7 protein-coding genes are annotated in these 13,232 nt (G+C 60.7%); 5 read left to right on the top strand and 2 right to left on the bottom strand.

The window, feature by feature from the left end; genetic code table 11:
- Positions 1-695: 695 nt before the first annotated feature.
- A complete protein-coding gene (rlmN, locus tag QZ292_RS03820; RefSeq protein WP_365330886.1) occupies positions 696-1,760 on the top strand; it encodes a 23S rRNA (adenine(2503)-C(2))-methyltransferase RlmN in 1,065 nt (354 codons plus the stop codon).
- A 1,790-nt stretch (positions 1,761-3,550) separates the two neighbouring features.
- On the opposite strand, the gene QZ292_RS03825 is transcribed toward rlmN, so the two are convergent.
- Together QZ292_RS03825 and QZ292_RS03830 are read right to left on the bottom strand one after the other, a co-directional pair.
- A complete protein-coding gene (locus tag QZ292_RS03825; protein ID WP_294598049.1) occupies positions 3,551-3,697 on the bottom strand; it encodes a hypothetical protein in 147 nt (48 codons plus the stop codon).
- A gap of 240 nt (positions 3,698-3,937) precedes the next feature.
- Positions 3,938-4,783 (bottom strand): AraC family transcriptional regulator, encoded by an 846-nt coding sequence (locus tag QZ292_RS03830; protein ID WP_294598052.1) that lies wholly within the window; start codon positions 4,781-4,783, stop codon positions 3,938-3,940.
- Between the two features lie 164 nt (positions 4,784-4,947).
- Here QZ292_RS03830 and QZ292_RS03835 point away from each other — a divergent pair, with 164 nt between their 5' ends.
- The 4 genes from QZ292_RS03835 to QZ292_RS03850 all read left to right on the top strand — a co-directional run bounded on the left by QZ292_RS03835 (position 4,948) and on the right by QZ292_RS03850 (position 13,228).
- Positions 4,948-6,195: an efflux RND transporter periplasmic adaptor subunit gene (locus QZ292_RS03835; RefSeq protein ID WP_294598097.1), complete on the top strand. Its 1,248-nt coding sequence runs from the start codon at positions 4,948-4,950 to the stop codon at positions 6,193-6,195.
- Positions 6,196-6,246: 51 nt separating this feature from the next.
- Positions 6,247-9,456, top strand: a complete 3,210-nt coding sequence (locus tag QZ292_RS03840) for an efflux RND transporter permease subunit (protein ID WP_294598055.1) — start codon at positions 6,247-6,249, stop codon at positions 9,454-9,456.
- 41 nt (positions 9,457-9,497) lie between these two features.
- The gene (locus QZ292_RS03845) at positions 9,498-10,862 is read left to right on the top strand and encodes a TolC family protein (RefSeq protein WP_294598057.1); all 1,365 of its coding nucleotides are present in this window, start codon (positions 9,498-9,500) and stop codon (positions 10,860-10,862) included.
- A gap of 251 nt (positions 10,863-11,113) precedes the next feature.
- Positions 11,114-13,228, top strand: a complete 2,115-nt coding sequence (locus QZ292_RS03850) for an Ig-like domain-containing protein (RefSeq protein ID WP_294598060.1) — start codon at positions 11,114-11,116, stop codon at positions 13,226-13,228.
- Positions 13,229-13,232 lie beyond the last annotated feature (4 nt).

Genomic DNA, 13,232 nt, shown 5'->3' on the forward strand with positions numbered 1-13,232 from the left:
TCAAAACGTGCCAGCACATTTTGACGCTTTCCCTTTTAAGGTGTGGCGCGCGGTGTCTTCGGGCACTCCGACAGGGCCGCCTCTACCCTAACTGGATAGAACTGGCCTCAGGCCGGCCGGGCCCCGCGTGCCCGCGGTGGGCGAATGGCCGCCTCTACCCCAACCGGATGAAACTGCCCTGCGCGAGCGGCGTCCGGCCAATAAGGCCAAGAGAACCCCAATAAAACGCCCGGTGGGCGCCCCGGCGGGACAGAGCGATACTATGTATCGCTAAGGCCGCCTCGCCCCCCCCCCGTTTATTCCGAGAGGCAACGCAACTGAAAACCGTAGGCGCGGTAGTCCGAGCTGCTGGGATAAAGGTATGTCACACTGAAATTCAAGGACATTCCGTGATTGCCACCTACCGACGACGAGTAGCTGAAACCGCCGTTGTCAATGCTTACCAGCTCGCCATTAGACTTCTCGCGGAAGCCCGGGGCGGGGATAATAAACGGTGGGTGCAATACAATAAATGAACGGTGAGGGAGGTTGCATAAAGCAGAGAAAGTGGAATCCGGGGAGGAGGATACAATATCCGTGATACGCGGAAGAACGAAATGGAGTGGGGTAATAAAAGGGGCGATGGCTGAGGAGTGGAAACCTCTCGACGAGAGGGTGGGGAGGCGGGAAACCGGAGGGACGATATTATTTTAACATTGAACGATATACGGATGGAAAAGGTGTTGAAAAAGGAGGAGTGGCTGATGGGAAGGTCGCTGCAGGAGCTGAAACAGGTCGCGGAGGAGATCGGGATGAAGGCGTTTGCGGGGAGGCAGATGGCGGACTGGATCTATAAAAAACGGGTGGCGGGGATCGACGGGATGACGAATCTTTCGCTGGAGGCTCGGAGGAGGCTCGGGGAGGCGGGATATGTGGTCGGGAGGCGGGAACCGTGCGAGGTGCAGGTCTCGGTGGACGGGACGAAAAAGTATTTGTTCCGGACGCTCGGCGGGGGGTATATCGAGGCGGTATATATCCCGGACGGGGAGCGGGCGACGTTGTGTGTCTCGTCGCAGGCGGGGTGCCGGATGGGGTGCCGGTTCTGTATGACGGGGAGGCAGGGGTTCAGGCATCACCTGACGGCGGGTGAGATTGTCAATCAGGTGGTGGCGATTCCGGAGGCGGAGCGGCTGACGAATATCGTCTTCATGGGGATGGGGGAGCCGATGGATAATGTCGGAGAGGTGCTCAGGGCGGTGGAGATTCTCACGGCGGAGTGGGGGCTGGGGTGGAGTCCGACGAGGATCACGGTCTCGACGGTGGGGGTGATTCCGGCGATGGAGAGGCTGTTGAGGGAGACGAAGGTGCATCTGGCGGTCAGTCTGCACGATCCCTTCGGGGAGGAGAGGGGGCGGTTGATGCCGGTGGAGAGACGCTACGAGATCGAGGAGGTGGTCGGGGCGCTCAGAAAACAAGACTTCGCGCATCAGCGGAGGCTGAGTTTCGAGTATATCGTTTTCAAGGGAGTGAACGATTCGAAGAGGCATGTGGAGGGGCTGGCGAGGCTGCTGAAGGGGTTGCCGTGCCGGATCAATCTGATCCGGTTCCATGCGATTCCGGAGAGTTCGCTCAGGGGGGTGTCGCCGGAGGAGATGAAGCGGATAAACGGGGCGCTGAATGCGGCGGGGATCCTCACGACGACGAGGGGATCGAGGGGGGAGGATATTCTGGCGGCGTGCGGGTTGCTCTCGACGGTGGCGCAGGAGGAGGCCGGGGCATAGGCGGGCGGCAGTTATTCTAAGGCGCGCGAACGGAGAACGAGATAGAGGATTGGGCTACTCCAGTTGCAGAAATGCGCAAGCATTTCCCGTCCACGGGACGTGGGGCCCGGCCGGCCTGAGGCCAGTCGAAGCTCGACGCGCGCCACGCCTAAGGAGGCGATTCAACGCTTTCGGCGATAAGCCGAAAGAGAATGAATCGCCCGGCGCGCGGACAGAGAACAAGGCGAAGATTTGGACCGACCCAGCCGCAGCGATGCGTAAGCATCGCCCGTCCACGGGGCGTGGGGCCCGGCCGGCCTGAGGCCAGTCGAAGCTCGACGCGCGCCACGCCTAAGGAGGCGATTCAACTGTTTCGGCGATGAGCCGAAAGAGAATGAATCGTCCGGCGCGCGAGAAAAATATGAACAAAGCTCATCCCGCGCGCGACCGCTGGATACGATTTCCACCAGCGCGCGGGAAAACCGGGTAGAGTTTGCTATTCCGGAGTGCCCGAAGGCACCGCGCGCCGACGCCTGAAGAAGCGATTCTCTATTTTGTTTGACGGTAAGTCAAAATAGAGAATCGCGTAAGGCGCGCGGAAAAATGTCAGAAGTGGCGGAGCGATAGCGGAGCCGCAGTGAGGCGGACACGGGGCCGAGAGCGAGTAGCGCGATTCCGCGAGGAATCGCCGGGCTTGCGCGCTGGGCCTTCGGCCCACCCGGGGAGCGCGCAGCCCGAAACGGCAGAGGATTAGGCTGTGCTCTTGTGACCCGCAGGGTCGCGCAGTCCGTCGCCCCCCCGGTGGCGGGGACGCATAGCGTCTTTTATCGGCCGCCTTTACCCCCATATAGTGCCTTTGCTGGCGCCGAACAGCATTGGGCTGAGAGCAAGTAGCGCGATTCGCAGAATCGCCGGCCTCGGAGCGCAGCGAACGCCACAGGCGGGCGCCGGGGGGCGCGCCCGAGGACGAATGGGCGGAGATTTTGGGATGGGGAGTATGGTTGGATGAAGTTGGATCGGGCCGGCGCCCGGGAGAGACCGCAATTCTCGATGCATGAGCGGCGTGTTGCGGGCCTCCCGAGGGGGAGGCGTCCGGCCCGTGCGGCTCACAGAGCCGCAGGAACTATGCCTATTAGGGTAGAGGCGGCCATTTCGGAGTGCCCGGAGACACTTTATTCCGAGAGGCAACGCAACTGACGACCGTTGGCTAAGCTCGCGGTGTAGCTGGGGTAGATCCATTCCATACCGAAATATAAGTGCACGCCACCGGTCCCGTTAACCGAAGAAGCACAACTATAACCGTATAGACCGACGTTGACCAGCGCGCCCGAGGTGTTTCCGCGGTAGCCCGGGGCGGTGCTGCCGCACTTCCAATGGGCCGTGTCTACCCAAAATGAATCACCGGGGGATTTTCAAGGGGGATGCAGTCCCCTTGAATGTGTTCTTTGCCTACTTTCTACCACATAGTAGAAAGTAGGGGCCCCCGCGGCCCGAGCGGAACAGAGAGAAGAGGTAAACTAATCACCTCGACATTAACAGCCACCCGACACTTGTCGGATAAACGAGCTTTTTCCGCGCGCCTTGGGAAATCTTGTCAAAACGCCCAAGTGCATTTTGACGATTTCCCCTTTAAGGCGTGGCGCGCGTTGGTTTGAGGGTACTGCGCTCGGGCCGTGCGGGCCCCACTAATAAGGCAGAGACAACCCTAACAAAACACCCTGTGGGTGCGTGGACGGGCGAAACTGCGTTTCGCTGCGGCTGTGTCATCCCAATAGGGTAGAGGCGGCCATTTCGGAGTGCCCGGAGGCACTTTATTCCGAGAGGCAACGCAACTGGAAACCGAAACCGCGGTTATACGATCCGCTTGGATTGAGACTTTGTAAATGGAAATGCAGGTCCAGACCGGTGATATTGGTCATGGAGGAAGACCAATAGCAACCGTAGCTGCTTACGCTCACTGGCGCGTTCGTATTGCCACTGCGATAGCCCGGGGCGGGAAGAAGAAATACGGGGGGATGTTTGGCTGCCGGTCTGGCGGGCGGTCGTCACAATAAATATATAAGCGGTCACGATAAATATATGAGCGAAATATATAAACGGTCACAATCCATAAATAAGAGAGCAAGTGCGGAAACCTCGGGAAACAGGGACGGGCGGGAAAAGGACTGCGGGCGGACGGGGAGAGAAAACAGGGGGGATTACAGGTGGCTGTTGCGGTATTCTTTGGGGGAGATGCCTTCGTGGCGTTTGAAGTAGCGGCCGAGGTAGGACTGGTCGGCGAAGCGGAGGCGGTCGGAGATCTCCTGGATGTTCAGTTCGGTGGACTGGAGCAGGGCTTTGATCTCGAGGATGGCGAACTCGTCGATGATGGTCTTGGCGGTCAGGCCGACGACCTGGCGGGAGATGCCGGTCAGGTATTTGGCCGAGATGCAGAGGCGGTCGGCGTAGAAAGAGACTTCGCGCTCGGTGCCGGCGTGTTCGCGGACGAGGGCGATGAATTTCCTGAAGAGCGTTTCCTGGCGGTTGCCGCCGGTGATCTCGCGGCCGCCGAAACTACGGTGGGATTTGTCGTAGATCTCCAGAAACAGGGCGCGGAGAAGCTGTTGGGCGATAGTCTCCTGAAAGCGGTTCTCGCTGTCGGCGTAGAGGGCGGCGGCGGTCTGGAGCAGGGTGTGCATCGTCTCGGTGGAGCCGTCCGAGGAGGTGTAGCAGGGGTGTTCTTTCAGGAAGGCGAAGAAGCCGAGTTCGAGCCGCAGGGAGGCTTGGGCGAACATCTCGCGGGAGAAGCTGAAGGCGGAGACGTTGCAGTCGTTGCTGATCTGTTCGAGCTGGACGATCGAGCCGGGGAGGAGCATGACGTAGGTGCCGGAAGTGACGGTGTACGATTGCAGGTCGATGCGGAAGGTCGCGCGGCCCTGGCGGAAGAAGAGGAAGAGGCCGCCTTCCAGTTTGCGCAGGCGCGAGGAGGAGGAGCCTTTCAGCTGGAAGGGACCGGCCCAAAAGGTGTTTTGTACGAGGATCGTTTCCGAATTTTGCCATTTCATAGCCGCTCGATTTTTCAGATTGACAACAAAAATAGCGTTTTCCGGGAAACGGACGGAGGGGGTTGTTCCGAAAATCAACAAAATAAAAGCTGTTTAATCGGTTTTTTCTGGGCCGAAAAAATTTATCTTTGCACTCTCTATAAATCCAAACAGGAACGAACATGATGAACGAAATGGTTTGCATGATGCTGAAGCGGGTGGGCCTGGCGGCTCTCTGCGCGGTGGCGGCGGTCGGATGTCAACAGGCTCCGCCGGCGCAAATGGTGGCTCAATATGAGGTGATGACGGTGGAACCGGCGGACAGAACGCTGTCGAGCACCTATTCGGCGTCGATCCGCGGACGGCAGGATATCGATATCTATCCGCAGGTGGGGGGGACGCTGACGCAGGTGGCGGTGACGGAGGGGCAGCGGGTCAAGAAGGGACAGACGCTCTTCGTGATCGACCAGGTGCCGTACCGGGCGGCGTTGCAGACGGCGACGGCCAATGTGGCGGCTGCGGAGGCGCAGCTGGCTACGGCGCAGCTGAATTATGACAGCCGGCAGGAGCTGTTCAAGGAGAATGTCGTGTCGGAGTTCGATATGAATACGGCCAAGAATACGCTGCTGGCGGCGAAGGCGCAGCTGGCGCAGGCCAAGGCGCAGGAGGTCAATGCGCGCAACAGCCTCTCCTATACGGTGGTGAAGAGCCCGGCGGACGGGGTGGTCGGGACGCTGCCCTACCGGGTGGGGGCGCTGGTGAGTGCCAATATGCCGCAGCCGCTGACGACGGTGTCGGATAATTCGGACATGTATGTCTATTTCTCGATGACGGAAAATCAGCTGCTCGATCTGATCCGGGAGTACGGGTCGAAGGATGCGGCGCTGAAACAGCTGCCGGAGATTACGCTGACGCTGAGCGATAAGTCGGCTTACCCGAAGGGGGGGCGGATCGAGTCGATCAGCGGGGTGATCGACCGCGCGACGGGGGCGGTGAGCCTCAGGGCGGTCTTCCCGAACAAGGAGGGGCTGCTGCACTCGGGCGGTACGGGAAATGTGGTGGTGCCGGTGACGCGGACGGGGGTCGTGGTGATTCCCCAGGGGGCGACGTTCGAAATCCAGGACAAACGCTTTGTCTACAAGGTGGTGGACGGAAAGGCGCAGTCGGCGCCGGTGAAGGTGACGAAGGTCAACGGCGGCCAGGAGTTCATCGTGGACGAGGGGCTGGTGTCGGGCGATGTGATTGTGGTCGAAGGGGTCGGCTTGCTGCGTGAGGGGACGCCGATCGTGCCGAAGGGACAGCAACCGCAGGCGCAGCAGCCGCAGGAGGCCGATCAGGGACAACAGGCTCGACTGCCGGAGGAACAGGCGCAGGTGGCGGAGGACGATGAGGCGAAGGCGGAGGCGATCCGGAAACATACGGATAACGAATAATCGTTCGGAGGAGAGAGGAGTTTTTAATATCAACCGGGGAGGAATAATTGCATGAATCTGAGAAAATTTATCGAACGACCGGTGTTGTCGGCCGTGATCTCGATTACGATCGTCGTGGTGGGGATTATCGGGCTCTTCACGCTGCCGGTCGAACAGTATCCGGATATTGCGCCGCCGACGATTCAGGTGAGCGCCACGTATTTCGGGGCGAGTGCCGAAACGCTGCAGAAGAGTGTGGTGGCGCCGCTGGAGGAGGCGATCAACGGGGTGGAGGATATGACTTACATGACGTCGACGGCGTCGAATGCGGGGTCGGTCTCCATTACGGTCTATTTCAAACAGGGGGTCGATCCGGACATGGCGGCGGTCAATGTCCAGAACCGGGTGGCCCGGGCTACGGGACAGCTGCCGGCGGAGGTGACGCAGGTGGGGGTGACCACTTCGAAGCGGCAGACCAGTATCCTGCAGATGTTCGCGCTCTATAGCCCGGATAATTCGTATGACGAGACTTTCCTGGCCAATTACCTGAACATTAACCTGAAACCGGAAATCCTGCGGATTACCGGTGTGGGGGATCTGATGGTGCTCGGGGCGGATTACAGCATGCGGATATGGATGAAGCCGGATGTGATGGCGCAGTATAAGCTCATCCCGTCGGATGTGGCGCAGGTGCTGGCGGAACAGAATATCGAGGCGGCGACGGGGTCGTTCGGCGAGAATTCGGACGAGACGTACCAGTATACGATGAAGTATCGGGGACGGCTGATTACGCCGGAGGAGTTCGGCGAGATCGTGATCCGGTCGACCGATGACGGGGAGGTGCTCAGACTCAAGGATATTGCGGATATCGAGCTGGGGCAGGAGAGTTATGCGTTCCACGGGCAGCTGAACGGACATCCGGGGATCGCCTGTATGGTCTTCCAGACGGCGGGATCGAATGCTACGGAGGTCAATCAGAAGATCGATGCTTTCCTGGCAGAGGCGGTCAAGAGTTTTCCGAAGGGGGTGGCGATGACGCAGCTGATGAGCTCGAATGACTACCTCTTCGCGTCGATGCATGAGGTGATCAAGACGCTGATCGAGGCGATCATTCTCGTGACGCTGGTGGTGTATGTCTTCCTGCAGGACCTGAGGTCGACGTTTATTCCGCTGGTGGGGATCATCGTCTCGCTGATCGGGACCTTCGCGTTCATGGCGCTGGCGGGATTCTCGATCAACCTCATCACGCTGTTCGCATTGGTGCTGGTGATCGGGACGGTGGTGGACGATGCCATTATCGTGGTCGAGGCGGTGCAGGCGAGGTTCGATGTGGGCTACAGGTCGCCGTATATGGCGAGTATCGATGCCATGAAGGGGATCAGCGGGGCGGTCATCACCTCGTCGCTGGTCTTCATGGCGGTGTTCATTCCGGTGTCGTTCATGGGGGGGACGTCGGGGACGTTCTATACGCAGTTCGGGCTGACGATGGCGGTGGCGGTCGGGATCTCGGCGGTCAACGCGCTGACGCTGAGTCCGGCGCTGTGTGCGCTGTTGCTCAAACCCTATCTGAATGAGGACGGGACGCAGAAAAACAATTTCGCGGCGAAGTTCCGCAAGGCGTTCAATGCGGCGTTCGGGACGATCAGCGAGAAGTACAAGAAGATCGTGCTGGTCTTCGTGAAGCACAAGTGGCTGACGTGGGGGCTGCTGGTCTGCTCGGTGGTGGCGCTTGTCTTCCTGATGAGGACGACGAAAACCAGTCTCGTGCCCCAGGAGGACCAGGGGACGATTATGGTCAATGTCAGTCTGGCGCCCGGGAGCTCGCTCCAGACGACGGACAAGGTGATGAGGGAGATCGAGGCGAGAATCAGTGCGATTCCGCAGGTGAGAAACCTGCAGGTGGTGTCGGGCTACGGGCTGATCTCGGGGCAGGGGAGTGCGTTCGGGATGGCGATCGTCAAGCTCAAGCCGTGGGATGAACGGCCGGACGATGCGGATGCGGTGGATGCGGTGATCGGACAGATCTATGCCCGGACGGCGGATATCAGGGATGCGCAGATCTTCGCCATGTCGCCGGGGATGATCCCGGGATACGGGATGGGGAACTCGCTCGATATTCAGATGCAGGATAAGGCGGGGGGAGATATCAATACCTTCTACGGAACGGTGCAGCAGTTCCTCGGGGCGCTCAACCAGCGGCCGGAGATCGCGATGGCTTATTCGACGTTCGATGTGCGCTATCCGCAGTGGATGGTGGATGTCGATGCGGCGAAGTGCAAGCGTGCGGGGATTACGCCCAATGCGGTGCTCAGCACGCTGTCGGGGTACTACGGGGGACAGTATGTATCGAACTTCAACCGCTTCTCGCGGGTGTACAGGGTGATGATGCAGGCCGATCCGGAGCACCGGCTCGATGAGGAGTCGCTCAACAATACGTTCGTGAGGATGGCGAACGGCGAAATGGCGCCGCTCGGCCAGTTCGTGACCCTGACGCGGGTGTACGGGGCGGAGACCTTGAGCCGGTTCAATATGTACAACTCGATTGCGGTGAGTGCCATGCCGGCCGAGGGATACAGTACGGGGGATGCCATCCGGGCGGTCGAGGAGACGGCGGCGGCGGCGCTGCCGATCGGTTACGGGTATGACTTCGGCGGGATCACGCGCGAGGAGAGCCAGCAGAGCGGACAGACCGGGATTATCTTCGCGATCTGTTTCCTGATGGTGTACCTGATCCTGTGCGCGCTGTACGAAAGTTTCGTCGTGCCGTTCGCGGTCTTGCTCTCGGTGCCGTGCGGGCTGATGGGGACCTTCCTCTTCGCCAAGATCATGGGGCTGGAGAACAACATCTACCTCCAGACGGGGCTGATCATGCTGATCGGGCTGATCGCCAAGACGGCGATCCTGCTCACGGAGTATGCCACGGAACGCAGGCAGGCGGGGATGAGTCTGATCGCTTCGGCGGTCAGTGCGGCGAAGGCCCGTCTGCGGCCGATTCTGATGACGGCATTGACCATGATCTTCGGTATGCTGCCGCTGATGGCGGCTACGGGGGTCGGCGCCAACGGAAACCGCTCGTTGGGTAGCGGGGTCGTCGGGGGGATGGTGATCGGGACGCTCGCCATGCTCTTCGTGGTGCCGTCGCTGTTCATCGCTTTCCAGTGGCTCCAGGAGAAGATCAAACCGCTGCAGACGGAACCCACCGAGGACTGGCAGATCCAGGAGGAGATGGAGCAGACGGAGAAGGAGTTGCTGGAGGCCGGGATCGACACGTCGAAAAAGTAGACTGCGGAGTGCGTTCAAAACCAAGCAAGTAAATTTCAAGTATGAAGAGAATCATCGCGATGCTGGCGGCGGCTCTGACCCTGAGCGGCTGCGGCATCTATAACAAATACAAACCGGCCGACTCGGTGCCGGAGGGATTGTACGGGGCGGAGCTCTCGGGGGGGACGGATACGACCAGTTTCGGGAACCTGTCGTGGAGGGAGGTCTTTACGGATCCCTACCTGAGAGACCTGATCGACTCGGCGCTGGTGAGAAACACGGATATGAGGACGGCGAGCCTGAGGGTCGAAGAGGCGGAGGCGTCGCTCAGGGCGGCGAGGTTGTCGTACCTGCCGTCGCTGGCTTTCACGCCGGAGGCGGCCGTCAGCAGCTTCGATATGAAGCGGGCGTCGCAAACCTATTCGATTCCGGTGGCGGCGAGCTGGGAGGTCGATATATTCGGCAAGCTCACCAATGCCAAACGAAAGGCCAAGGCGGGATTCGAACAGAGTCAGGAGTATGAGCAGGCGGTCAAGACGGGACTGGTGGCGGGAGTGGCCAATGCCTATTACTCGCTGTTGATGCTCGATGCGCAGCACCGCATTGCGGTCGAAACGGAGGCGATCTGGAAACAGAGCGTCGAAACGACCCGCGCGATGAAAAAGGCCGGGATGGTGACCGAGGCGGCGCTGGCCCAGACGGAGGCGAATTATTACAGTATCTGTACGCAGGTGCTCGATCTGGCCGAAAAGATCAACCAGGCGGAGAATTCGATCAACCTTCTGCTGGCGCGCACGCCGCAGGGGATTGCGCGGGGACGGATCGCGGAACAGCGGATGCCGGAGATGCTCTCGGTCGGGGTGCCGATCCAGATGCTGGCCAACCGGCCGGATGTGAGGGCGGCGGAGCTGTCGCTGGCGCAGGCGTTCTATACGACCAATGCGGCGCGGGCGGCGTTCTATCCGAGTATCACGCTCAGCGGGAGCGCGGGGTGGACGAACAGTGCGGGGAGCATGATCGTCAATCCGGCCAAGTTCGTCGCTTCGGCGGTGGCGCAGCTGGTGCAGCCGATCTTCGCACGGGGGGCCAATCGGGCCAACCTGAAGGTGGCGAAGGCGGAGCAGGAGGTGGCGCAGCTGACGTTCGAACAGACGCTCCTGCAGGCGGGGGTAGAGGTGAACGAGGCGGTGGAGCAGTACCAGACGGCGAAGGCGAAGGCGGATTACTATGAAAAACAGGTGGCGTCGCTGGAGACGGCGACCAAAAGTACGCAGCTGCTGATGCAGCACGGGAATACGACCTACCTGGAGGTGTTGACGGCGCAGCAGACGCTGCTGTCGGCGCAGCTGGGACGGGTGGCCAACCGTTTCGCGGAAATTCAGAGTGTCATCTCGCTCTACAGGGCGCTCGGCGGGGGGCGGATGTAGGTATCGGGTTTTGCACGGCGGGGGAGCGGCCGCTCCCTGCGCCGGGACGGCGACCGGCTTGAGGGCTTGGCTTTCAGGGCGGTCGCCGTTCTGTTTTTCGGGGTGAGGCGGCCAGGCACGGTGCGGGGCTTGGAAAATATACCTATATTTGTTGTTCGGACGGAGGGTGAGGCAGCGCGGGGGGCGGGAGGGCCGGTGCGGGGGTAAGGAGAGGGGGCGGAAACTTGACTGAAAATGGAAATTATACGCGGATGAGAGAGTTTCGGATTCGGGATCTGTTTTTCGTGCTGTTGGGCTGCACGATCTTCGTGCGGTGTGCGTCGATTGCGCAGCCGCAGGGGGGGCCGAGGGACTCGCTGCCGCCGCTGGTGGTCGGTACCGTGCCGGAACAGCGGGTGGTGAATTTCGACGGAAAACGCATTGTGCTGAATTTCAACGAGTATGTCGCTTTGCGCGATCAGCAGAAGGAGCTGCTGGTGTCGCCGCCGTCGGTGACGGGCAAAAAACCGGTGCTGACGGTCAGGGGACGGTCGATTGTGGTCGATTTCGAGGAGAAACCGGATAGCGGGACGACTTACCGGGTCGATTTCGGAAACTCGATCGCGGACAATAACGAGGGAAACAGGTTGGGAAACTATGCCTTTGTCTTCTCGACGGGGGCGGAGCTGGATACGCTGATGATGAGCGGGTTGGCGGTCGATGCGCAGACGAGGGACTCGGTGGTCGGGGCGATGGTCTTCTTCTTCGATGCGGAGGCGGATTCGGTGGCGGCTTACGACTCGGTGATGTTCAACGCGCGGGCGAGGGCGATCTTCCGGACGGACAGCTCGGGGCTGTTTCTGGCCGATATCCTGCGGGACAGGGATTACAGGGTCTATGCGATGCTGGACAAAAACGGGAACCAACGCTACGAACCGGGAAAGGACTATATCGCGATGCTCGATTCGGTCTACAATCCGACGAGGATGCCGGATTTCGACATGTGGATCGACCCGGCGGAGGGACGGAGGGGGCCGCGAAGGAGAATCGAACCGCCGCAGCTGCTCTTCGAGCTCTTCCTGGAGGAGCCGAAGCAGCGGACGATGATGATGGAGTCGGAACGGCCGATCAGGCAGCTGTTGCAGATGGTCTTCAACAACAGGGAACGGCAGAGGATCGTATCGTTCGTGCCGGAGGGGATCGATTCGACGTGGCTCAGGAGGGAGGACGGAATCAAGGGGGATACGGTCTGGTACTGGATCGAGCCGCCGACGCAACGGGAGGCGGAGGAGCTGCCGGATACGGTGAGGGTGAGGATCGAGTACATGACGCAGGACAGTCTCTGGCAGCCGCAGGTGAGGGAGGAGCGGCTGACGTTCGTCCACCGGGTCTACGACCGGAAGGCGGTGAGGAGGGGGCAGCGGTCGAATACGGCCTATGCGGATAGTGTCCGGAAGGTGCGGGAGGAGCGGCGGAAGGCGAAACGGGCGGAGCGGTTGCAGAAAAAATGGCTCAAGGTAGCGAGGGTGATCAGCCGGCGGAGAGGGGATCCGAAACGGACGGATGCGGAGCTGCTGGCGGACAGCACGCTCTTCAAACAGGTGGATGTCGATACGACGCAGGTCGAAAAACCGGCGCGGGAGGCGGAGGAGCCGACGGCGCCGAATCCGTTCGGGTTCAGTGTGCTGGCGGACAATCCGCTGATTCCGGAAAACCATATCCGGATGGTGTTCGACTATCCGCTGAGGAGGGTGGACAGCAGCCGGATCCGCCTGACGAGGCTCACGGCGGGGGCGGCGGCGGGGCCGAGCCGGGACCGGCAGACGGTGGCGGCGGAGGTGCAGAAGGTGGAGGTGCCGGAGCCGTTTACGGTCGAGTTCGATACGGTGTCGAGACGCAGGGTGACGATCCGGGCGGACTGGAGGCCGGATGAGGAGTATGCGCTGCTGATTCCGGACAGTGTCTTTCTCGATATCGCTTACCAGGCGAACGATACGCTGCAATCGACGTTCCGGGTGGCGGATACGAGCCGGTTCGCGACGGCGATCGTCCGGCTGTCGGGCCGTGCGGAGGGGGATAGTGCGTCGGGGAGGGAGTATATTCTGGAGTGGCAGACGAGGGACGGAAAGACGGTCAGGAGGGTGACGCATGCGGTGAGGGGAGGGGTCTACAAGCTGCAGTATCTGCCGCCGAACCGCTACCGGCTCCGGGTGACGGAGGATCGGAACGGAAACGGGGAGTGGGATACGGGCAGTCTGGTCGAACGCAGGCAGCCGGAGAGGATCCGGATCTGGGAGCATCCGGTCTCGGGAAGGGACATCCTGACGAAGGAAAACTGGGATGTGGGGGTCGAGGTCGATGTGGATGAGTTGTTCGGCGGGTTTTGATGGT

Origin of the sequence: uncultured Rikenella sp., from assembly GCF_910577125.1 — a bacterium.
Classification (GTDB): domain Bacteria; phylum Bacteroidota; class Bacteroidia; order Bacteroidales; family Rikenellaceae; genus Rikenella.

What these genes read in the sequence shown, in the direction of transcription:
- QZ292_RS03830 (WP_294598052.1), bottom strand. Translation starts at nt 4,783, where the DNA reads ATGAAATGGCAAAATTCGGAAACGATCCTCGTACAAAACACCTTTTGG.
- QZ292_RS03835 (WP_294598097.1), top strand. Translation starts at nt 4,948, where the DNA reads ATGAACGAAATGGTTTGCATGATGCTGAAGCGGGTGGGCCTGGCGGCT.
- QZ292_RS03840 (WP_294598055.1), top strand. Translation starts at nt 6,247, where the DNA reads ATGAATCTGAGAAAATTTATCGAACGACCGGTGTTGTCGGCCGTGATC.
- QZ292_RS03845 (WP_294598057.1), top strand. Translation starts at nt 9,498, where the DNA reads ATGAAGAGAATCATCGCGATGCTGGCGGCGGCTCTGACCCTGAGCGGC.
- QZ292_RS03850 (WP_294598060.1), top strand. Translation starts at nt 11,114, where the DNA reads ATGAGAGAGTTTCGGATTCGGGATCTGTTTTTCGTGCTGTTGGGCTGC.